Below are 20576 nucleotides of genomic sequence, written 5' to 3'. Positions count from 1 at the left end.
TTCTGAAACCCGCTGAAATCTGCGGGTTTTTGTTTTTGGCACGCCCCTTGCTTCTGTAGCCGTGAGTGAATTTGCGTTCGTTTGGTAACGCAGGAAACTACAGGAGAAAACAAAATGGCTGCTTTTTCTATTAACACCAATTCAACAGCGATGGCAGCGCTTCGCACTTTGACTCTGACCCAGACGGCTCTGAGCAAAACGCAGCGGGAGGTCGAAACCGGCCTGAAAGTCGCCGAACCGAAGGACAACCCGGCATCCTTTACGATTGCCCAGACGATGCGCGGTGACATTGCCGCCCTGGATGCAATCGAAGAGGGCCTGACATTTGGCCAGGCGACGGTCAGCATGGCCAACGCCGGCGCCCTTCAAATTTCAAATATTCTGATCGACATCAATCTGAAAGTCACCCAGGCCTTTAATGATGGCCTTGACGTAACGGTTCTTCAGGAAGAAGTCGATGCATTGCTCGCACAGATTACCTCCGTTGTGAACTCCTCCGTATTTAACGGTGTGAACCTGATTGACGGTGTTAGCCCTGATCTTGATGTTCTGACGGGCCTTGGCGGCATTACCCAGACGATCCCGGCGCAGGACCTTACGCTGGCGACGCTCGGTCTTGTCGGCCTTGACCTGACGAACCCCGCTGCCGCTCTTGCCGCAACGGAAACCGCCGAGGGTCTTGTCGGCGCCGTTATCACGACCTTGGGTACATCCGCAAACCGGCTCGACAGCCAGGCGGAATTCACCCAGCTCTTGACGGACAAGCTCAAAGAAGGTCTCGGCATCCTCGTTGACGCCAACCTGGCAGAAGCAAGCGCCGAGTTGCAGGCATTGCAGACGAAGGAACAGCTTGGCATTCAGTCCCTGTCGATTGCCAACGCCCGTCCGCAGTCTATTCTTCAGCTCTTTCAATAATTGAGAGTTAGTAAGAGTATCGTAAGGATATTCGTTGATAGTAGACGTTACTACGGGAAACGAATGAGAAACTGAAATGTCTGTAGCTGCTTACCAAAAGGCCAATCAGAATACTGAAACCCCTCGGCAAACCGAGTATCGGGCTTTCGCAATATTCACTCGTGCTATGGAAGAAGCTGACAGAGAAGATGACACAATGGCAAGGATACGCGCTGTTGCCAACAACCGGCGTCTGTGGCTTACCTTGCAAATGGATCTTCTGTCAGAGGAAAATGGTCTCCCAGACGATTTGAGAGGTCGGCTTCTTTCCATCGCAATTTGGGTGGGGCGCTATAGCCTGAAAGCCATGAAAGGCGAGGCTTCCGTGGCACCGTTGATCACGGTCAACAAGCAGATCATGGACGGCATGAAACCGCAGGATCCGAAACAGGCTGAACCGGGACCCGTTCCCTCAACGCCTGGCCTTAGCGGGAAATTGTCCCTTTAAAAGACCTTAAAAAAATTGCCGGTTCCTAGTTATCGGGCGGCTGAAACAGCGAGAGGAAGGAAAGCATGTCAATCATGCTTCCGTTAATCTCGACGTCACCGGAGGCAAAAGCGATCGCCGGGTTCCGACGCTTCGCAAGAATTTCCTTCCAGACGAAACTTTCAGTCCTGATCGACGCTGCCGGATTTTCAGGAAATTCTTCCGTCACTTCCGCAACACCCCGCCTTACGTGAATCGTGAAATCCTCTCCGGTATCCGTAAACGCGAACCCCACGATCATATCCACATCCGCTGACTGTTCCGCGTCCAGGCTCACGCGCATCGCCTGCATGAACTGGCCGATGGGAAAGGCCGCCAGCATCGCAGCCGGAATATTATGCGGATCCGGCTCGATAATCTTCAACCCCCCCTGCTCCCGCATCTGTGTCAGATAGTAGCTCCGGCCATTGGCACTGATCTCCCGCTCCGCCAGGGCGGCGAGCGCCTTCATTCTAATGTCTCCCGCCGCTGTATCCTCGTCATTCAGCACCAGAAGATGATCGGCGAGTTGGAGAGACCATTGAAATTTCCCGGCATCAAGCGCCGAATGTGCCTTTTCCCGCAAAGCGTCGATCCCGCCCGCGAGATCCGCCATGGCCGCAGCCTCTTCTTCAAGAGGGAGTGCCTCAAGATCCGTTGCATTGCCGCTGAACCAGCCGAGATATCCGGTGAAAATTGACCGCACCGACCAGTCCACACGGCCGTAGAACTCCTGCAGATAGGGTTTTTCCGCAAGATGGGGCGGCAGATTGACCGTCTCCACGATCTCCTGCAGCGTCAGTCCATTGTTCATCTGCCGGATCGTCTGGTCATGCACATACTGGATGGCATCGCGGTAATTCGTTAGCCGGTCATATATCTCATCGGCGCCGGAAAGCGGGCGTGTATGGCTCGGCACCAGTATGTCGGGGTGAAGGGCGCGCATCTTGTCGAGACTTCTCACCCAATCCATGACGTCGCGATAGGCCGTCCCGCGGATCGCGTAAAGATTGGGAAAGCTGTGATAATAGTTGTCGCCCGACAAAAGGATTTTCTGATCCGGCAGCCAGATGAAAATCTGGTCGGGCGTCTCTCCCGGCGCAAAATGCAGCTCCAGCTTTATCCCGGCGATTTCCAGACTGGTCATCTCGCCGGAAAAGGTCTTGGTTGGCCGACGCATATCGACAATCGACTCCGGTCCCTGATCAAGGAATGGCCCAATTCCGGCATTGATGACGTCACCATCCTCGAGCAATGATCCGAACTGGCGCATCGATCGCTTATAAATGACGGGCCTGATTACCTGCAGGATTTTGTCGATATGTTCAGGTGTGGTCTCATAGGCATAAATTTCCGGGTTATCGTCACCGACAAACACGCCCGATCCCAGGATATGGTCGGCATGATTATGAGTGTAGATAATCGCCTTCACCGGTTTGTCTGTGATCTTGTCAAACTCGGCCTTGACGTTCTCGGCGACGGCAACGCTTTCCGTCGTATCCACAATAATAACGCCGTCGGTCCCTTCGATCATGATCGAGTTTGCAAGTCCGAAGCCGACGGCGACATGCACATTGTCGGCAACGCGAATGACTTCCTGGCGCACTTCCGCGTTATGGGCGGCAAGCTTTTGATTTGCTGGGATTCCAACACCAGGCTGGATCGTCGGCACGTCATCGCAGCCTGACATTAATAAAACCCCGCACAGCAGTCCCGCAATCCGCCTTCGCATACAGGTCACCTTTTCCGTCATTAATCCTATGATCCATATTATAAAGAATTAGATACTAGATACTTTATTCTAATTATGTCAATATCCAGGTTATCAAACAGTCGTCTGTCATGTCGAATGGGATTGAAAATGCGACCTAAAAAGGGAAACAAGAGCAAAATTATCGAGGCGGCGATCGACCTGTTCAACAAGGATGGCGTCGGCAATGTCGGCACCAACCGAATCGCCGCTCATCTGCAGATCAGCCCCGGCAATCTTTATTATCATTTCAGGGACAAGGAAGATATTATCCGCGCCATTTTTCCCGAAATTTCCGCCGCAACGGAAGCGGCGCTGATGATTAACGAACCAAACCTGCCCGGAGAAGCGCAACTCGTCGCAATTGCGAAAAACTGGATGACAGTTGTCTGGAAGTATCGATTTTTCTATGGCAACCTCGTCGAGCTTTTGCGGAACGATCCGGAGCTGCGAAAACTCTACGGGCGGCGGCGGGAGGCTACCCTTCATTTTATCAAATCCGCTCTTCTTGCGACGCGCATTCGCGAGAAGCAGGGAAAATCACCCCTGGACGGTGAGTCGGCAATGCGCCTCGCCATCAATATCTGGATCATCGCGCTTAACTGGATACGGTACCTGCAGATTGATAAGTCCGACGCGGAGATTTCCGAAGCTGAAATTACGGATGGCGCACACCAGATTTTTGCCCTTCTCGAACCCTATCTTGATGAGCAGGCAGCCGTTATACTCCGCGAAAGTTTCAAGTGACGCGGAGAAAAGAAGCATGAGCTGGGAAAAGGAAGCCGAAGAAATAAAAAAAATGCGCGTCGCCGCGCAAGCGCAGGGCGGCAAAGAGGCAATTGAGATCCAGCATGCGAAAGGCCGCCTCACCATCCGGGAACGCATCGACAGTCTTCTTGATACAGGAAGTTTTCAGGAGCAAGGACGGATTGCCGGAGCGGCGGAACGGGACGAGAATGGCAATCTAAAGAATTTTTCCCCTGCCAACTATATCACCGGTCTCGGATTGATCGACGGACGGCGCGTTGCCGTCGGCGGCGAAGATTTTACCTTGAAAGGCGGCTCCCCCAATGCGGCAGGACTAAGAAAAAGCGTATTTGCGGAAGAACTCGCGTCGCAATACCGTGTACCGCTTGTCAGAATGCTCGAAGGGGGCGGTGGCAGCGTCGCGAAAGGCAAGGGCGGCGGAACTGTCGGTAGTCCCGCCTACGAGAAACCCCGGTTCCTCTCCATTGCGAAACTGATGGGCGAGGTGCCGGTTGCCTCCGCCGCTCTTGGGCCGGTTGCCGGATTTCCTGCCGCGCGCTTCGCGGCCTCGCATTTTTCCGTTATGACACGGGAGACAGCGCAGCTTCTTATCGCAGGGCCGGCTCTCGTCGAACGGGCGCTCAATATCAAGATTAGTAAAGAAGACCTTGGCGGCGCATCGGTTCACAGCCGGAATGCCGTCGCCGCCAACATAGCGAAAGATGAAGCGGATGCCCTTGCGCAAATCAGGAAATTTTTAAGCTATCTCCCGGCCAATGTCTGGGAATTGCCGGCACGCCTTAGCTCCGACGATCCGACAGACAGAATGGACGAGGATCTACTCAGCATCGTTCCGAAAAACCGGCGGCTCCCCTTCAAAATGCGAAATCTCGTCCAAATGGTTGTGGATCGAGACAGCTTTTTTGAAATGGGCAAAAACTATGGCCCTAGCCTTATCACCGCCTTCGCCCGGCTCGACGGCCAGAGCGTCGGCGTGATCGCCAATGACTGCCGATACTACGCCGGCGCAATGGGCGCCAATGCCGCACAGAAGGTCCGCCGTTTCATCGAACTTTGCGACACCTTTCACCTCCCCATTGTCAATTTCACGGATGAGCCGGGCTTCATGATCGGGCCGGACGCGGAAAAAGACGGCACCATCAAATATGGCACCTCAGCCGTGGCGGCGGCTGCCATGTCCGTCGTCCCTTGGGCAACCATCATCGTGAAGAAGGCTTTCGGCGTCGCCGCAGCCGCGCATTTCAGCGAAAACGGATATGTGCTGGCTTGGCCCAGCGCGGAAATGGGGCCGCTTCCGGTCGAAGGAGGCGTCGCAGTCGCTTTTCGCCGCCAGATAGAAGCATCCGACAATCCGGAACAGCTGCGCGCGGAGCTGGAAGAACAGCTGGCGGCACAGCAATCACCCTTTCCGCGCGCCGAAAGCTTCAGCATTCATGACATCATTGATCCACGTGAAACACGTCCCGCGCTCTGCCAATGGATCGATTGGATTGGGCCGCAGCTTGAAAGTCTGAAAGGGCCTGTCTCCTTCTATTTCCGGCCCTAAGTCATTTACCTGTTACGGTGGCTTTGATAAACTTGCCCGCGCTTACCAGAATAAAAAGAAGGACGAAAGATCATGACGGCCACATTGAAAGTGAAGATCGACGGATGGGAAAACGGTGCAGAAATACCGGGAAGATTTGCCTTCGGTGTCCCTGCAGAGGAAGGCCATGTTGCACTCAGCGACAACAAGAGCCCTGCGATCAGCTGGTCGGACGCGCCGGAAGGCACGAAATCTTTCGCCATTATCTGCCACGATCCTGATGTGCCTTCCAGCGGTGAGGATGTCAATCAGGAAGGTAAAACCGTACCCGCCAGCCTGCCGCGCGTCGATTTCTATCATTGGGTCCAGGTGGATATACCCGTTGAATATTCCAATCTTGCGGAAGGAGAAGTCAGTGACGGCATTACGCCCAAGGGCAAGGCGCCCGGCAAGCGGGCCTATGGGGTGACGGGCGTCAACAACTATACGGACTGGTTTGCCGGCGATCCGGACATGGGTGGCACCTATGGCGGGTACGATGGCCCCTGCCCGCCCTGGAACGACAGCATCGTGCATCATTATCATTTCACGGTTTATGCGCTTGACGTTGAAAGCCTTGGCCTATCGGGTAATTTTGGCGGGCCGGAGGCCCTCGCTGCGATGGAAGGGCATATCCTTGCAAGCGGATCCTATGTTGGCACCTACAGCCTCAACCCGGACGTACCGGCATAGCAAAAATACGTCTCGCCGAACCTGTCTTCGGCGGGCATTCTCTTGTATTTAGGACGGCATTTGCCTACCTAGAGGAAAACAGGGAAAGGATAACCACCGCCGTGGCGATTAATAACGCTGCCGACGCCTCTGTGCGTTCGCGTGATCTCGATAACGCGGTTAAAGAGATCGAACGCTGGCTTATTCACAGCATGCTTGGTGATGTTTTACTGACTGACATTTTTTCAAAATTCAGCCAGAAGATTGATAAATCGCTGTTTCCGCTGCTCCGCTCGCATATGACCATGCGCCAGATGCATCCTTTTATTGATAATACCGATCATACCTGGCACCGGACCGGGGAGCTCAGCACCAGTTCCCGGCCAAGAACGCTGATAGCCGAACCAAACTGGACGCAAAGTCCTCTCTTTCATATGCTCGCCAACACGCTACCGGAATACCGATGCGACCTGACGCGGCCGGACGTCGTGGAAAGATATCCAATTTTCTCGAAGTTCGCGGAAGATGGCGGCACCGACTACATTGCGTTCCTCAGCCCGTTTGGCAATGAGGAAAATGCGCTAAAACAGCAGGATGGGATAATAGCGTCCTGGCTTACGGACCAGCAGGGCGGTTTCACCGAGGAAGAGATAGCGGCCCTACGCCGTCTCGTTTCGCTTTTCTTTGTCGCCGCACGCATTTTCAAGCGGGAGCAAACCCTCCATGACGTCCTCAGCGCCTATCTTGGACCCGCCGCGGCCCATCAGATAATGGAAGGAAAACATCAGCGCGGCGATGGCGATGTTATTCAGGCCGTTATCTGGATTTGCGATCTCAGGGGATCCAGCGCCCTCGCCGATCAGCTTGAAATGCCGGCCTACCTCGCGCTTCTCAACCAGTTTTTCGAATCCATGGCGGAGGCCGTCATGGCCGAAGGCGGCGAAGTGCTTAAATTCATGGGCGACGGTTTTCTCGCCATTTTTCCGACGATGGACGGAACCGCTATTTCGGACGCCGCGCAACGGGCACTCAATGCCGCGCGGAAAGGCGCGGAAGCTTTGGCCAATCAGCCCTCCGACGCGGCAAAACTGAAATTCGGCATCGGCATTCATCACGGCGACGTCATGTTCGGCAATATCGGCGCGCGGGAACGGCTCGATTTCTCCGTCATTGGTCCCGCCGTCAATATGGCCAGCCGCCTTCAGGATTTGACGAAGAAGCTGAACGTCAAGCTTCTTGTCTCCTCCTCCGTAGCGGACCAGGTGACGATAGACTGGCGACGCTTTCCGCCGCAATCCGTCTCAGGACTTAAAAATCCGATTGAGGTGCTAACGCCCGCCTGGCCGGAGATTATTTCGGACCATAATCCGTGATAACCCATTCCTCTTTCTCCGCCGCGGACCGCCAGTCGACGAACTCCAGCAACGCCCAGAGAGTATCAAAATAAGCCTGACACACATCGTCCAGCGGGATTGAACGGCTGTGAAACCGTACAAGTACAGGCGCGAAGAACACATCGGCCACTGAAATCTGTCCGAACAGATACGGCCCGGCTGCCGAATAGTCAGCGCGGCATTGCCGCCAGATTTCGCAAATCCGCGCGATATCCGCGGCCACATCGGCAGGTTGCGCCTCATAGGCAAGATGCTTCGAAAGATCCATGGGGATATGGTCACGAAGGGCCGCAAAACTCGAATGCATTTCTGCGACGACGGAGCGCGCATGCGCGCGTGTGAACGTATCTTCCGGCCAAAGCTTCGCTTCGGGAAACCGTTCCGCGAGATATTCACAAATGGCAAGCGTATCCCATATCGCGTTGTCCCCTATGAGCAGAGACGGCACTTTCGGCGGCGCCTTCGGGTTGACCTCTTTCAGCCGCTCTGGCGTATCCGCGCGATAAAGCGGCACCAGAACTTCCGTGAAATCCAGTCCCGACAGCCTGGCCGCCAACCAGCCCCGCAGGCTCCAGGACGAATATCTCTTGTTACCAATTACCAAAATAGTGTCGGACATGATTGGCCCTTCATATAGATTAACCCAACCTCGAAGGGATTTTTACAACTTTAAATCCATTAGTCCAATACGAGATGTACTTATATCAGCAGCCCGGCACAGGACGGCAGCGCTATGCCCGCTCCGTCAGCGCGAGGCGAACCGCGAGACCGATAAAAATCGACCCCGAAATTCTTGAAATCCATTTCGCGGCTGACGGCCGTTGCAACAGGATCCGCCCGGCCCCACCGGCAAACAATCCGACACTTCCGTTGCACAGCAATCCGGTCACATTGAACAAAAGCCCCAATATCAGAATCTGTAGGGGAATTGCCCCCGCGTCCACCGACACGAACTGCGGCAGGAAGGCAATAAAGAATAACGCAACCTTGGGATTGAATATATTGGTGAACATCCCGCGCCGAAAGACGGTCATCAGGCCGGCAGGTTTTACATGTGGACGGCTGAGGTCGCCGCCGCGGGCGGAGAAGCTTCGTATCCCGATCCAGAGCAGATATCCCGCGCCGATAAAGCGGAGGATGTCGAATGCAAGCTCCGATGTTTTAAAAATTGCCGTAACGCCGATGATCGCGAGGAGAATGTGAACCATTGAGCCGGCAGATATCCCGAGGGCGGCGACGACACCGGCGCGCGGCCCCTGCTTGAGGCCGCTGGCGGTCGTAAAAAGCATATCCGGCCCCGGCGTCAGGTTGAGCGCCAGAGCCGAGAGGACAAACAGACCAAGCGGACCAGGTTCGATCAGCATTTTCTAGTCAGATTTTGGAAAATCAGGGCGGACAACCGCCTGCGCGACCAGCATGCGGTTGGTGTTGGGATCAAATGTCGCCGCCGGAGATCCGTACAGCACATAACCTTCCGCAAGCGCCTTACTGACGCGAACGCAAAAGTCATGGGTATCTTCGCCAGTCAGCAACCGGTAACCAGGTTTTTCATCCGTCATACTGCCGCCTCACGCAATAGAAATCAACGCCCCTTGCGCTTGCTCCGGATCAGCAAAAAGAAGCCCAGCGCAAGACTAAGAACGCCCGGTATCAGGAACGCGACCCTAAGAGGTTCCACATTCCGCCGAAGCGAGATCGACTGACCGAGAATTTTCGCTTCAACCGGAGCAATCCGCCAATCCAGCAAATACTCCCCGGGAACCGGAACGGCAAATGTTTTTATGACCAGTTCCGAAGATTTCGTCGCATATTCCGGTGTATTGTCGTCCCGTTTGTCGCGCTGCTGACCTTGCGCCGCAAAAACCTCCACTCCCCCAAGTCCAGCCATCAGGATATCATAGTCAAAGGCCGCCGAAGTTCCCTTCAACAGCTCTATTTCATAGGAGACTGTCAGGATTGCCCGCAGCGGATTCATCGACGGATCAAGCTTGATCAGATCCGTACTGCCTTCACTGCCGTCAAGGTTAAAAGCCGCAATCTGCTCGCCGCTTCTTGAATAGTCATATCCAACCCAGCCGACAAGTCCGATCCCGACGGCGATAAGTAACGGAATAAGATATTTTCGCATAAAGCCTCACCCTGAAAGACGGACATGTGATTGGCGCAACCGGACCTGCAAAAACGGCAATGACAAGCAACGCCCCCCCACAGGATCGCAAGAATAACGGTTTAACACAAGGTGATGGTGCCGCCGGGTGGATTTGAACCACCGGCCTCTCCCTTACCAAGGGAGTGCTCTACCCCTGAGCTACGGCGGCGATTTGGGTTGATGCGCGGCGGAATATATAGGGATTTCCTGCCATGTCAAAGAGTTTCCTCGGCGCAGGAGAAAAAGCGCGCAAAATCGCCGAACCGGCAAAATCCGGCACGCCTTTGCTTCAGAGAGCGGGGTGACCTGGAAATACCTGAAAATTTTAAGTAGAATAAAAATTGGATTTTTCTCTTGTCATTTTATCAAAGTGCCTTGAAAAATAGCAGCTTCAGATCGACGTAAGAAATCCAGGTCAACAGGGTAAGGAAATATTATGACGAGAAACGGTGCGGAACTACTTGTAAAATGCCTTGAATCTCTTGACGTGAAATTCGTTTTTGGCATTCCCGGTGCGAAGATAGATGCCGTTTTTGATGCCCTTCTGGACTCTCCCATCAAACTGATCCTATGCCGGCACGAACAGAACGCCTGTTTCATGGCCGCCGCCTATGGCCGTCTCACAGGAAAGCCCGGCGTCGTGCTCGTAACGTCTGGGCCGGGCGTCGGCAACATGCTGACCGGCCTGCTTACCGCGACGACAGAAGGCGATCCGGTGGTCGCCATCGGCGGCAATGTCTCGCGGAGAATGCTGCACAAGGCCTCCCATCAGGCGGCACAGAACGTCAAGCTGATGGAAGGCGCGACAAAGTCCAGCCAGGAAATCTATCTCGCCGACGAAATACCGGAGGCGATCGTCAACGCCTTTCGGATCGCCATGGCGCCGCGGCGCGGCGCCTGTTTCCTGAGCTTGCCGGTTGACGTTTCCCACGAAAAAACGGATGCGGGTGTCATCGAAGCCGGTGAGATAGATTATGCGGGCAAGGCATCGGATGCGGCGCTGGAAAAGGCTGCCGCAATCATCACCGGAGCAAAATCGCCGGTTCTGTTGCTGGGCGAAGAAGCTTCTCAACCCAAAGCCGCCCGAGCCGTCCACGACCTGTTGACGGCGCATAAGATCCCGGTCGTATCGACCTTTCAGGCCGCCGGTGTCGTCTGCAAGGAATATCTCGATCTCTTCTTCGGTCGCGTCGGCCTGTTCAACAATCAACCCGGAGACAAGATTCTGCGGCAGGCGGATGTCGTCATCACCATCGGGTATGACGCGGTGGAGTATGATCCGGAAATCTGGAATTCAGGCGATCGCAAGAAGATCATCCATATCGATCACGTCATGTCCGATATCCATCTTGCCTATCAAACCGATGTCGAGTTGCTGGGCGGCGTCGCGGAAAATATACGCGCGCTGATCCCCATGCTCGTGGACATGCCGCCCATGGACCAGCATAAGAACGTCCGCAAGGAATATGAAGATTATCTCGTCAATCCGAAGGCCCTTACGGAATGCAAGGGCAAGATCCACCCGCTGCGGTTTATCCACCAGCTGCATGAATATCTGGATGAGAATGTCATTGTCGCATGTGACATCGGCACCCACGGCATGTGGATGTCCCGTTATTTCCTGAGTCATGTTCCGCACCAGCTCCTGATCAGTAACGGGCAGCAGACGCTTGGAGTTGCGCTTCCCTGGGCAATGGCCTCGAAACTGGCGCACCCTGAGAAAACCGTGCTCGCAACTGTCGGCGACGGCGGCTTTCTGTTCAGCGCGACGGAGCTGGAAACCGCGGTGCGCGAAAAGCTGCATTTCATCCTCTTTGTCTGGGATAGCGGCAACTATGACATGGTGCTGGAACAGCAGTTGATGAAATACAAGCGCCGCTCAGGCGTCGACCTCGGCTATTACGACGTCGTAAAATTTGCGGAGGCTTTCGGGGCGACGGGGTATCGACTCGACGACTCATCGAAATTTGACGAGATAATGCAGCAGGCACTCGCAGATGAAGGCCCTGTTCTCGTTCACATGCCTGTCGATTATAGCGACAATATGGAACTCTTCGTCGCGACCGACCCGAATGCCGGACATTAAGGAGGCAATATGACCCATCAACTGAAGTGCCATATCTCCAAAACCCTGTGGGACGCCCTGCATGCGGAGACCGAACGTACAGGGCATAGTCTTTCGCATGTGGTGCGCGACGCCCTTGCCTCGGCCTTCGGGCTGGAGCATCATTCTCTTTTTCAGGTGTCCACAAGCGGCGCATTGGTCAAAGGCGTGTACCAGGGTTGCATGACCGTCGGCGATTTGAAGACCCATGGCGATTTCGGTCTTGGCACCTATGACGGGCTTGACGGTGAACTCATCATGCTTGATGGACACTGCTATCAGGCGACGGATGACGGCGTCACCCGCGAGGCAGAGGACGGGTGGTTCGTGCCCTTTGCCACCATTACCCGGTTTGACGCGGATATAACCAAGGATTTGCTTGCCATTTCGTCAATTGAAACCCTGAAACAGACACTCGACGAATTGCGGCCGTCAGATAATATCTTTGTCGGCTTCCGCCTTCAGGGGCGTTTCGACAAGATCGACCTCCGCGCGGCCTGCAAGGCGGCGCCGGGGGAAGACCTTGTAACGGCCACCAGTCATCAGAGTGAGTTCAGCTTCGAAAATATCACGGGCACCCTTGTCGGCTTCTGGACGCCGACATATGCGAAGACATTGAATGTCGCCGGTTATCATCTTCATTTCATTTCGGAGGATAAGACGAAAGGCGGCCATCTTCTCGATCTCAACGCCGCAAAACTGTCAGCGGAGGTGCATTTCGAGACGGACTTTCATATCGCCATTCCGGAGACCAGATCGTTTCTAGAAGCCGACCTCAAGGACGATCCTACGAAAGCCCTCGATATTGCGGAAAGTGGCTCGGCGCGCAGCCGGTAAAAAAATCCTCATCACGGGTAGCGTCTTGGCCCGCATGTATGACACAATTTTGCAATCTGCCGCCAGTAAGAAGGGACTCGGGACGGCTTCACAAGTGTGAAGCCATATTGCAACAAAGACGATTTGCCAGGAGGCCCCTTATGTCCGCATCGGAAGATGAAATTTCCTTTGATGAATTCGACGACACCCATTATCCGCGTGATGGCGCAACTGATTTTCAGAAAATTTCGCAAACGGTCCTCTCGCGGCGCAGATTCCTCGGGCAAGGGGCAAAGTTTGGCGCCGCCGCGTTCGTCATGGGAACGACCTCGCTTACCGGCCTTGCCGGCTGTACCTTCCTTCCGGAGGATTTCAGCGGGGTCGAGGCCAACAACAAGGACACCGTTACAGTTCCTGAAAACTACAACTGGCATGTGGTGAGCATGTGGGGCGATCCGCTGTGGTCAAACAGCCTCCCCTTCGATCCCGTGACCCGCGGCACGGCGGAAAGCCAGTTGCTGGCGGTCGGAGATAATAATGACGGCATGGTGCTTTTCGAGATTGATGAAAAGCTGGTCCTTGCCTCCAACAACGAATATGTCAACCGAAGCATTATCTATGGCAACCGGGCGAGCAAAAAACCGGAGACTGCGGACGACGTCCTAAAGGGAATGGCCGGTCACGGCGTCACCATTGCGGAAATCCGGGAAACAGACGGGAAATGGGGCATCGTCAAGGATAGCCCCTATAACCGCCGTATCACCGCCAATACGCCGATGGACATATCCGGTCCCGCGCGCGGACACGACATGATGAAAACCGCGGCTGATCCGGACGGCGCTACAGCGCTCGGCACCTGGAATAACTGCGGTAGCGGGCGGACGCCCTGGGGCACCTATCTGACCTGCGAGGAAAATTTCAACGGATATTTTTCGAGCAGTGATGAAAATTACACGCCGTCCGATGCCCTGAAGCGTTATGGCGTCGGCAATAAGGACTGGGGGTACGCCTGGGCCAGCGTCGACGAGCGTTTCGATATCAGCAAGAATCCCAACGAGCCGAACCGATTCGGATATGTGGTCGAGATCGATCCCGAAAATCCGGACTCTGTTCCGAAGAAGCGGACAGCTCTCGGCCGTTTCAAGCATGAAAATGCGGAACTCGTTGTCGCCGCCAACGGCCATGTCGTCGTTTATCTCGGCGATGACGAGCGCGGCGAATTTCTCTACCGTTTCGTGAGCGCGGAAAAATACAGGGAAGGCGACGAAAACCGCGACCTGCTCGATGCCGGTACGCTCTTCGTTGCCCGGTTCAGCGACGATGGAACCGGTAAGTGGATCCCGTTGACGCCTGAGACAACGGGCATGACGACGCAGGCGGAAATCAGCATCCTGACCCGTCAGGCGGCGTCCGCCGTAGGCGCCACTACCATGGACCGGCCCGAATGGGTCGCCGTCAATCCGATACGCGGCGAGGCCTATGTCGCCCTTACCAATAACAAGAACCGCGGCAAGAAGCCGAATGCCGGCGGCAATCCCGCATCGGTGAATGGTCCGAACCCGCGGGCCGAAAACCTTTACGGCCAGATAGTCCGCTGGCGCCCGGTCAACAACGACCATACTGCTGATGAATTCAATTGGGACCTCTTTGTCGTCGCGGGCAATCCGACGGTTCACAACGACGCCTACGGCGGGTCGGAGAATGTGAATATCGGCAACATGTTCAATTCCCCGGATGGGCTTTCCTTCGATGACAGCGGCTATCTCTGGATACAGACTGACGGCAATTACACCGATGAGGGTGATTTTGCCGGCATGGGCAATAACCAGATGCTGATCGGCGACCCGCTCACCGGAGAAATAAAGCGCTTCATGGTCGGCCCGAAGGAATGCGAGATCACCGGCATGGCCTGGAGCCCGGACAGAAGCACCGTCTTCGTCGGCATCCAGCACCCCGGCGAAAAAGGCAACAGCCATTTCCCGGAGGGCGGACAATCAGTTCCACGATCCGCCATTATCGCCGTTTCCCGAAAGGACGGAACGGCGATCAGCTGAGGGCGAAGAATCCGGCGATAAAGAGGGATGCATCCCATCCCTCTTTACTGGGCCGCGACAGATCGCCCCTGCCGATCGCCTTTTTTGCACCGACACCCCAAAGTCGACACATCCCGGCGCCTATGAATTCAGCAAGAATCGGCGAGTCTGCTGTACTCTCTTTACAAGTATTTGTATTATGCCTATAAAGATGAGGCAAATTTTTTTCTTTACAATCTACTTCTAGTATAAATTGTTTTAGATAGTTTGTAAATTCCCTTTAATGCTGACAACTCTCGCCAACGACGCAGACCGTTTCCGGCACCTTACTCATTTCTATGAAAATTGTGGAAATTTGGTATTTTTATTATATTTCAACATAATATAACGATTTTTCACGGCCATTAAGATTCGTTTAACGATTATATATATATATTAAAACTCGTTATTCGAGATTGATTCGTTTTTCAAAGAAAACGCTGAAAACTCGTTTTAATAGTTTTAGAATAGTTAAATGGCCGATTGTCGGCCAGAACAGTCTCGGATCATTGAAGCTCTTTGATCTATTTAAAGGGGATTATCATGCTAAAAGTATTGCGTTCATTCACCCAGGACGATTCCGGCGCGACGGCAATCGAGTATGGACTGATTGCGGCCCTCGTTGCCCTTGTTGGCGTCGTGGCCTTCACCGCATTGGGCAGCACAATTGTCGGAGCATTTGACGACATCGCCAAAGCTCTCTGTGAAGCCGATGGCACAAGTACTTATACGCCATCAGACACTGAAAGTGGAACGGCTGGAAGCTGTTCTGCAAGCAACAGTTAATAACCGTATCAACCATAATATATCATACGCATAGATATGGGCGGTGTTTTCTAATCATTTTCGCCGCCCTGTATTGAGGTTTTAGTTCGTCGGCCTCAATACATACCTCCTCACGGGTGCAAACCCAATCTGATCGGGACCTCCTAAACCCGGTTGGAAAAGCCTCGCGCCCATGAGGAGGCCCATTTTTCCAAATTTTCATATATATTCGTTAAACGGGTGATTCAGCCAACCCCTATATTGACGACCCTAATTACGGATTGGTGTTTTTCTCCGGTTATGGATATAACCATTGGCACTGTTACCACGTGACACTGATCGATGACTGCAGAAAAACCAGGCAATCCAACACAAAAGGAACGGCAGAAGGCGGAGAAGGCCGAGCGGCTGGCCACCGCATTGCGGGAGAATCTTCGCAAGCGGAAAGACCTTCAGCGCAATCGCGGGGAAGCCGCGCCGGCGGCCATAAAAAACCGCAACAAGCTCACGGATTAGATATTCAATCATTTAACCTTGGCCCGCCCCAAGACAGACTGTAGTATGCCCGACAAATTTAGGCGTTTGAGCGGAGAATTAGAGTATGTCCATTCTGTCCGATAAATGGATCAGGCAAGCGGCCCGGGAAACCGGGATGATTGAGCCCTTTGTGGAAAGCCAGAAGCGCGAAGGAACGATTTCCTATGGCCTTTCGTCCTATGGCTATGATGCGCGGGTATCTGACGAGTTCAAGATATTCACCAATATTGATTCGGCGACCGTGGACCCTAAGGCTTTTTCCAATACGAGCTTTGTCGACAGAAAAACAGATGTCTGCGTCATCCCGCCGAACTCCTTCGTGCTTGCCCGCACGGTCGAATATTTTCGTATTCCGCGTGATGTGCTCGTTATCTGTCTTGGCAAATCGACCTACGCCCGATGCGGTATCATCGTCAATGTAACCCCGCTGGAGCCAGAATGGGAAGGTCACGTTACACTCGAATTCTCCAATACGACCCCGTTGCCCGCGAAAATCTATGCCAATGAAGGCGCCTGCCAGTTTCTCTTTCTCAAAGGGAATGAGCCATGCGAAGTCTCCTACAAGGATCGCGCTGGCAAATATATGCGGCAGGAAGGCGTCACGCTCCCCAGGCTTTGACGGCGCGATAAAACAAATTTCCCACGCGATATCGTAAAAAATGACCTGTAGACGCATGCCAATGTGCCATTTTCTTTCCTTTCTGCGGCAAAATCAGATAAAAGCCGCTCTTTCGACAAAATTTCATGGCCGGATCTTTGCAATTTCAAGCAAAAGCTGCGAGACCAGCCGGAACGGACCAGAGTAACTTGATATGGACAGCATTCGTATTAGAGGCGGCAAGCCGCTTCAGGGTAAAATAGAGATCAGCGGCGCAAAAAATGCGGCCCTGCCACTCATGGTGGCAAGCCTGCTCACGGAAGAAACGCTGACGCTCTCCAATCTGCCTCATGTGGCGGATATCTCGACGTTGATCACTCTTCTCTGCCAGCACGGCGCGATCGCCGTGATGAATGGCGAAAGCGCGAATGGTGGCGGCAGTGACGGTCGATCTCTCGCGATCAGCGCAAGAAAAATCACGAATACAGAAGCCCCGTATGACATTGTCCGCAAGATGCGCGCAGGGGCGCTTGTTATGGGGCCGCTGCTCGCCCGTGTCGGCAAGGCGCGGGTTTCTCTGCCCGGCGGATGCGCGATTGGCACAAGACCGATGAACCTGCATATCAGCGGTCTCGAGCAAATGGGCGCAAAAATCACGATTGCCGGTGGCTATATGGAGGCCGAGGCACCCGACGGGCTGCAAGGCGCCGAAATCCGTTTCGAAACCGTCTCGGTCGGTGCGACCGAAAATCTCTTGATGGCCGCGACCCTGGCGCAAGGGACGACGATCCTGGAGAACGCCGCGAAGGAGCCTGAAATCATCGACCTGGTGCACCTCCTTCGCAAGATGGGCGCCGATATACGCGGAGAAGGAACGAGCCGCCTCGAAATTCATGGCGTCAGCAGACTGCATGGCACGAATTATCGCGTGTTGCCGGACCGGATTGAAACCGGCACCTATGCCATCGCGGCGGTAATAACCGGCGGAAGAATTGAGCTTACCAATACGCGGGCGGATCTTGTCCGCACCGTCTTGGACGCTTTAATTGAAGCCGGCGCCGAAATCGAAGAGACGGAAGACGGGTTCATAATCTCACGAGAAGGGACGAGCATTCACGGGGTCGATATCATGACCCTACCCTATCCCGGCTATCCAACGGATATGCAGGCGCAGTTTATGGCGCTGATGACCATCGCGGATGGCGCGGCGATGATTACGGAAACCATATTTGAAAACCGGTTCATGCATGTTCCGGAACTGGCGCGGCTTGGCGCGAACATTACAGTCCATGGACATTCGGCGCTTGTGCGCGGCGTCAACCATCTTGTTGGCGCACCGGTAATGGCGACGGATTTGCGCGCTTCGGTCTCTTTGGTGCTTGCGGGCTTGGCAGCAGAGGGAGAAACCGTTATCAATCGTGTGTATCATCTGGACCGCGGCTATGAGCGGCTCGAGGAGAAACTGGCGGCTTGCGGCGCGGATATCGAACGTATCCATGCAAGCTGAAACGAGATTGAAAATGGGACAGCACCATGCCCAAGGCCCTGAAACTGATTGCTGCCGAAATTGAAGACATGGAAATCCTTTCCGCCGCCCTGGAAGGGATGATCACCAGCCCGGGCGAAATGAGTTTCCTGAAACCGGCGCGGGCCTTCACGATCATGGGCTCCCGTTTTAAATGGGAGGATACCGTCAACGAACCAACATCCGGAGGGGGATGGTACCGAATTCGCTCCGGCCTGTATATCGGCGACGTCCTCAGCGTCAGGACATCCGGAATTTCGCAGGAAAATCCGACGGAAGCACTTGAACTGCTGAGCCTTTCGACACAAGTCGGAGAAGATCTTGAGACAGAAATAACACTGAATTTCGCCGGCGGCGGAACGCTTCGCCTGACTGCGGAATGCATTAACGCAACCCTGACCGATACGGGCGATCCCTGGGCGACTGAACTGAAGCCGGGACATGATGACGCGTCCGTCCCGGATCCGGAAAATTGATAGCGAATGGAGCAAACGCGTGCCGTCGAGTGAAGAACTGGTAATCGCCCTGCCAAAGGGCCGGATACTAAAAGAGGTAATGCCGTTGATCCGCGCCGTCGGGATTGAGCCCGAGGCGGCATTTGACGATCCGGATAGCCGCTTGCTGCAATTCCGGACGAACCATCCGCATATTTCCATTATCCGCGTCCGTTCTTTTGACGTCGCGACATTCGTTGCCTTTGGCGCGGCCCAGCTCGGTGTTGCGGGGAATGATGTCTTGCTTGAGTTTGATTACCCGGAAATTTACGCCCCGGTCGATCTTGATATCGGGCATTGCCACATCGCTGTTGCGCAGCCGAAGGATCTGGAGGAAGACCGCGACCCAAGCCGGTGGAGTCATATCCGTATCGCGACGAAATATCCCAACCTGACCCATAAATTCTTTGCGGAAGCGGGCATCCAGGCTGAATGCATAAAGCTTTCGGGGGCAATGGAACTTGCGCCGGGCCTCGGGCTTTGCCGCCGTATCGTCGATCTCGTATCGACAGGCGCGACGCTGGACGCAAACGGCCTTGTCGAAGTGGAGAAAATTCTCGACATCACCTCCCGTCTGGTGGTCAACCGGGCGGCACTTAAAACCCGATCTGTTGAACTGAACGGATGGATCGAAAAATTCCGAGAGGTGGTCAATGCCGCTTAAACTGAACGATAAAGACCCGGATTTCGAGGCTGTCTTTACGTCCCTCCTCGCGCAGAAGCGGGATGAGGATAAAAATGTCGATGCAATCGCCGCAGATATTCTTGCCGATGTCCGGGCACGCGGAGATGCGGCATTACTTGATTACACTCGGAAATTTGACCGACTGGAGATTGCGGAGGCATCCGGCCTTAGGTTGACCAAAGCCGAGAAAACAGAGGCAATCCGCTCGTGCGACAACGAGACACTGGAGGCGCTTAAGCAGGCCGCCGGGCGCATCGAGGATTACCACCGCCGACAAATGCCCGCGGACGCACTTTATCAGGACGATGCAGGAGTCACCCTCGGCTATCGCTGGACGGCAATTGAGAACATCGGCCTTTATGTGCCGGGCGGTCGGGCGACCTATCCTTCTTCCGTCCTGATGAATGCGATCCCCGCCAAGGTGGCCGGCGCATCGCGCCTCGTCATGGTGGTGCCGACGCCCGACGGCGTGATCAATCCGATGGTTCTGGCCGCCGCCGATCTTTGCGGTGTCGATGAAATATACCGCATCGGCGGCGCGCAGGCAGTCGGCGCCCTCGCCTATGGCACGGCGACTATCGCGCCGGTCGACAAGATTGTGGGACCAGGAAACGCCTACGTCGCCAGCGCCAAGAAGCAGGTGTTCGGCACTGTCGGAATAGACATGATCGCCGGGCCATCCGAAATTCTGGTGGTTGCTGACGGCCAGAATGACCCCGCCTGGATTGCCGCCGACCTGCTGAGCCAGGCGGAACATGATCCGGTTGCGCAAAGCATCTTGATTACGGATGATGCCGCTTTTGCCGGTAATGTCGAAGCAGCGGTGGCGAACCATTTATCAACTCTCGCCCGCGCCGAAATTGCCGCTGCCAGCTGGCGCGACTATGGCGCGATCATCGTCGTCAAGGACCTTGCCCGTGCCCCGGCGCTCGTCGACAGGATCGCGCCTGAGCATCTGGAGCTATGCGTTGACGATCCTGAAAGCCTTGCCGCTGAAATACGGCATGCCGGCGCCATTTTTCTGGGCCGCTACAGCCCCGAGGCGATCGGCGATTATGTGGCTGGGCCCAACCATGTGCTTCCCACTTCGCGGACGGCGCGCTTTTCATCCGGTCTTTCGACGCTCGACTTCGTCAAGCGCACATCTTTGATGAAACTGGACGCGGCAAGCCTTCGCCGGATTGGACCGGCGGCAATCGCCCTCGCTGAATCCGAGGGGCTGGGCGCCCATGCGCTCTCCGTGTCGATACGACTGAACTGAGA

21 protein-coding genes and 1 tRNA gene are annotated in these 20576 nt (G+C 54.8%); 16 read left to right on the top strand and 6 right to left on the bottom strand.

All coding sequences use genetic code 11. From position 1 onward, the window contains the following. The first annotated feature begins 114 nt into the window (after positions 1 to 114). Entirely contained in the window at positions 115 to 915 is an 801-nt protein-coding gene (locus tag GQF03_RS05875; RefSeq protein ID WP_161338282.1) for a flagellin, read from the top strand. A gap of 76 nt (positions 916 to 991) precedes the next feature. Beyond that, positions 992 to 1402 carry a flagellar biosynthesis regulator FlaF gene (flaF, locus tag GQF03_RS05870; RefSeq protein ID WP_161338281.1) on the top strand — a complete coding sequence of 137 codons (411 nt, stop codon included), beginning with the start codon at positions 992 to 994 and terminating at the stop codon, positions 1400 to 1402. Positions 1403 to 1427: 25 nt separating this feature from the next. Here the strand turns inward: flaF and GQF03_RS05865 are convergent, their stop codons facing one another. Further along, positions 1428 to 3110, bottom strand: a complete 1683-nt coding sequence (locus tag GQF03_RS05865) for an alkyl sulfatase dimerization domain-containing protein (RefSeq protein ID WP_161338280.1) — start codon at positions 3108 to 3110, stop codon at positions 1428 to 1430. Positions 3111 to 3281: 171 nt separating this feature from the next. Here GQF03_RS05865 and GQF03_RS05860 point away from each other — a divergent pair, with 171 nt between their 5' ends. The 4 genes from GQF03_RS05860 (at position 3282) to GQF03_RS19095 (ending at position 7547) form a co-directional block, all read left to right on the top strand. Further along, the gene (locus GQF03_RS05860) at positions 3282 to 3917 is read left to right on the top strand and encodes a TetR/AcrR family transcriptional regulator (RefSeq protein ID WP_161338279.1); all 636 of its coding nucleotides are present in this window, start codon (positions 3282 to 3284) and stop codon (positions 3915 to 3917) included. A gap of 16 nt (positions 3918 to 3933) precedes the next feature. After that, positions 3934 to 5484 carry an acyl-CoA carboxylase subunit beta gene (locus tag GQF03_RS05855; RefSeq protein ID WP_161338278.1) on the top strand — a complete coding sequence of 517 codons (1551 nt, stop codon included), beginning with the start codon at positions 3934 to 3936 and terminating at the stop codon, positions 5482 to 5484. 72 nt (positions 5485 to 5556) lie between these two features. Then, positions 5557 to 6195, top strand: coding sequence for a YbhB/YbcL family Raf kinase inhibitor-like protein (locus GQF03_RS05850; RefSeq protein WP_206376344.1), 639 nt, complete (start codon positions 5557 to 5559; stop codon positions 6193 to 6195). A gap of 101 nt (positions 6196 to 6296) precedes the next feature. Further along, positions 6297 to 7547 carry an adenylate/guanylate cyclase domain-containing protein gene (locus GQF03_RS19095; RefSeq protein WP_161338277.1) on the top strand — a complete coding sequence of 417 codons (1251 nt, stop codon included), beginning with the start codon at positions 6297 to 6299 and terminating at the stop codon, positions 7545 to 7547. On the opposite strand, the gene GQF03_RS05840 is transcribed toward GQF03_RS19095, so the two are convergent. From GQF03_RS05840 to GQF03_RS05820, 5 genes are all read right to left on the bottom strand, one after another. After that, positions 7525 to 8187, bottom strand: a complete 663-nt coding sequence (locus GQF03_RS05840; RefSeq protein WP_161338276.1) for a glutathione S-transferase family protein — start codon at positions 8185 to 8187, stop codon at positions 7525 to 7527. The two genes, GQF03_RS19095 and GQF03_RS05840, sit on opposite strands and share 23 nt — an antisense overlap. 112 nt (positions 8188 to 8299) lie before the next feature. After that, positions 8300 to 8932 (bottom strand): LysE family translocator, encoded by a 633-nt coding sequence (locus GQF03_RS05835; protein ID WP_161338275.1) that lies wholly within the window; start codon positions 8930 to 8932, stop codon positions 8300 to 8302. Positions 8933 to 8935: 3 nt separating this feature from the next. Beyond that, positions 8936 to 9127 carry a DUF1737 domain-containing protein gene (locus tag GQF03_RS05830; RefSeq protein ID WP_161338274.1) on the bottom strand — a complete coding sequence of 64 codons (192 nt, stop codon included), beginning with the start codon at positions 9125 to 9127 and terminating at the stop codon, positions 8936 to 8938. Between the two features lie 23 nt (positions 9128 to 9150). Further along, on the bottom strand, positions 9151 to 9696 hold the full coding sequence (locus GQF03_RS05825) for a hypothetical protein (protein ID WP_161338273.1): 546 nt from the start codon (positions 9694 to 9696) through the stop codon (positions 9151 to 9153). A 115-nt stretch (positions 9697 to 9811) separates the two neighbouring features. Further along, a tRNA-Thr gene (locus GQF03_RS05820) sits at positions 9812 to 9886 on the bottom strand. A 267-nt stretch (positions 9887 to 10153) separates the two neighbouring features. Here GQF03_RS05820 and alsS point away from each other — a divergent pair. From alsS to hisD, 10 genes are all read left to right on the top strand, one after another. Next, positions 10154 to 11803, top strand: coding sequence for an acetolactate synthase AlsS (gene alsS / locus GQF03_RS05815; RefSeq protein WP_161338272.1), 1650 nt, complete (start codon positions 10154 to 10156; stop codon positions 11801 to 11803). A 9-nt stretch (positions 11804 to 11812) separates the two neighbouring features. Continuing rightward, the gene (budA, locus tag GQF03_RS05810) at positions 11813 to 12658 is read left to right on the top strand and encodes an acetolactate decarboxylase (RefSeq protein WP_161338271.1); all 846 of its coding nucleotides are present in this window, start codon (positions 11813 to 11815) and stop codon (positions 12656 to 12658) included. A 140-nt stretch (positions 12659 to 12798) separates the two neighbouring features. After that, positions 12799 to 14691, top strand: coding sequence for a PhoX family protein (locus GQF03_RS05805; protein ID WP_161338270.1), 1893 nt, complete (start codon positions 12799 to 12801; stop codon positions 14689 to 14691). A 561-nt stretch (positions 14692 to 15252) separates the two neighbouring features. Continuing rightward, a complete protein-coding gene (locus tag GQF03_RS05800; protein ID WP_161338269.1) occupies positions 15253 to 15495 on the top strand; it encodes a Flp family type IVb pilin in 243 nt (80 codons plus the stop codon). A gap of 321 nt (positions 15496 to 15816) precedes the next feature. After that, positions 15817 to 15990 carry a hypothetical protein gene (locus tag GQF03_RS05795; protein WP_161338268.1) on the top strand — a complete coding sequence of 58 codons (174 nt, stop codon included), beginning with the start codon at positions 15817 to 15819 and terminating at the stop codon, positions 15988 to 15990. Between the two features lie 85 nt (positions 15991 to 16075). Beyond that, positions 16076 to 16630 (top strand): dCTP deaminase, encoded by a 555-nt coding sequence (dcd, locus tag GQF03_RS05790; protein WP_161338267.1) that lies wholly within the window; start codon positions 16076 to 16078, stop codon positions 16628 to 16630. 193 nt (positions 16631 to 16823) lie between these two features. Beyond that, entirely contained in the window at positions 16824 to 18116 is a 1293-nt protein-coding gene (gene murA, locus GQF03_RS05785) for a UDP-N-acetylglucosamine 1-carboxyvinyltransferase (RefSeq protein WP_161338266.1), read from the top strand. 26 nt (positions 18117 to 18142) lie between these two features. Next, complete coding sequence (locus tag GQF03_RS05780; protein WP_161338265.1) at positions 18143 to 18610, top strand: DUF2948 family protein; 468 nt, start codon at positions 18143 to 18145, stop codon at positions 18608 to 18610. Continuing rightward, entirely contained in the window at positions 18579 to 19292 is a 714-nt protein-coding gene (hisG, locus tag GQF03_RS05775) for an ATP phosphoribosyltransferase (RefSeq protein ID WP_162858437.1), read from the top strand. Before GQF03_RS05780 ends, hisG begins: the two co-directional genes overlap by 32 nt. Further along, positions 19282 to 20574 (top strand): histidinol dehydrogenase, encoded by a 1293-nt coding sequence (hisD, locus tag GQF03_RS05770; RefSeq protein WP_161338264.1) that lies wholly within the window; start codon positions 19282 to 19284, stop codon positions 20572 to 20574. The genes hisG and hisD overlap by 11 nt, the downstream gene beginning before the upstream one ends. The last annotated feature ends 2 nt before the right edge of the window (positions 20575 to 20576 follow it).

It is taken from the genome of Sneathiella chungangensis (assembly GCF_009882935.1).
Taxonomy (GTDB): domain Bacteria; phylum Pseudomonadota; class Alphaproteobacteria; order Sneathiellales; family Sneathiellaceae; genus Sneathiella; species Sneathiella chungangensis.
This window is presented reverse-complemented; position numbering and strand designations above follow the sequence as displayed.

Coding starts and splice junctions, on each gene's coding strand:
- GQF03_RS05865 (WP_161338280.1), bottom strand. CDS start 3,110: ATGTCAGGCTGCGATGACGTGCCGACGATCCAGCCTGGTGTTGGAATC.
- GQF03_RS05830 (WP_161338274.1), bottom strand. CDS start 9,127: ATGACGGATGAAAAACCTGGTTACCGGTTGCTGACTGGCGAAGATACC.
- dcd (WP_161338267.1), top strand. CDS start 16,076: ATGTCCATTCTGTCCGATAAATGGATCAGGCAAGCGGCCCGGGAAACC.
- GQF03_RS05835 (WP_161338275.1), bottom strand. CDS start 8,932: ATGCTGATCGAACCTGGTCCGCTTGGTCTGTTTGTCCTCTCGGCTCTG.
- GQF03_RS05840 (WP_161338276.1), bottom strand. CDS start 8,187: ATGTCCGACACTATTTTGGTAATTGGTAACAAGAGATATTCGTCCTGG.
- GQF03_RS05850 (WP_206376344.1), top strand. CDS start 5,557: ATGACGGCCACATTGAAAGTGAAGATCGACGGATGGGAAAACGGTGCA.
- GQF03_RS05805 (WP_161338270.1), top strand. CDS start 12,799: ATGTCCGCATCGGAAGATGAAATTTCCTTTGATGAATTCGACGACACC.
- budA (WP_161338271.1), top strand. CDS start 11,813: ATGACCCATCAACTGAAGTGCCATATCTCCAAAACCCTGTGGGACGCC.
- murA (WP_161338266.1), top strand. CDS start 16,824: ATGGACAGCATTCGTATTAGAGGCGGCAAGCCGCTTCAGGGTAAAATA.
- GQF03_RS05860 (WP_161338279.1), top strand. CDS start 3,282: ATGCGACCTAAAAAGGGAAACAAGAGCAAAATTATCGAGGCGGCGATC.
- GQF03_RS05875 (WP_161338282.1), top strand. CDS start 115: ATGGCTGCTTTTTCTATTAACACCAATTCAACAGCGATGGCAGCGCTT.
- GQF03_RS05800 (WP_161338269.1), top strand. CDS start 15,253: ATGCTAAAAGTATTGCGTTCATTCACCCAGGACGATTCCGGCGCGACG.
- GQF03_RS05780 (WP_161338265.1), top strand. CDS start 18,143: ATGCCCAAGGCCCTGAAACTGATTGCTGCCGAAATTGAAGACATGGAA.
- flaF (WP_161338281.1), top strand. CDS start 992: ATGTCTGTAGCTGCTTACCAAAAGGCCAATCAGAATACTGAAACCCCT.
- GQF03_RS05795 (WP_161338268.1), top strand. CDS start 15,817: ATGACTGCAGAAAAACCAGGCAATCCAACACAAAAGGAACGGCAGAAG.
- alsS (WP_161338272.1), top strand. CDS start 10,154: ATGACGAGAAACGGTGCGGAACTACTTGTAAAATGCCTTGAATCTCTT.
- GQF03_RS05825 (WP_161338273.1), bottom strand. CDS start 9,696: ATGCGAAAATATCTTATTCCGTTACTTATCGCCGTCGGGATCGGACTT.
- hisG (WP_162858437.1), top strand. CDS start 18,579: ATGACGCGTCCGTCCCGGATCCGGAAAATTGATAGCGAATGGAGCAAA.
- hisD (WP_161338264.1), top strand. CDS start 19,282: ATGCCGCTTAAACTGAACGATAAAGACCCGGATTTCGAGGCTGTCTTT.
- GQF03_RS05855 (WP_161338278.1), top strand. CDS start 3,934: ATGAGCTGGGAAAAGGAAGCCGAAGAAATAAAAAAAATGCGCGTCGCC.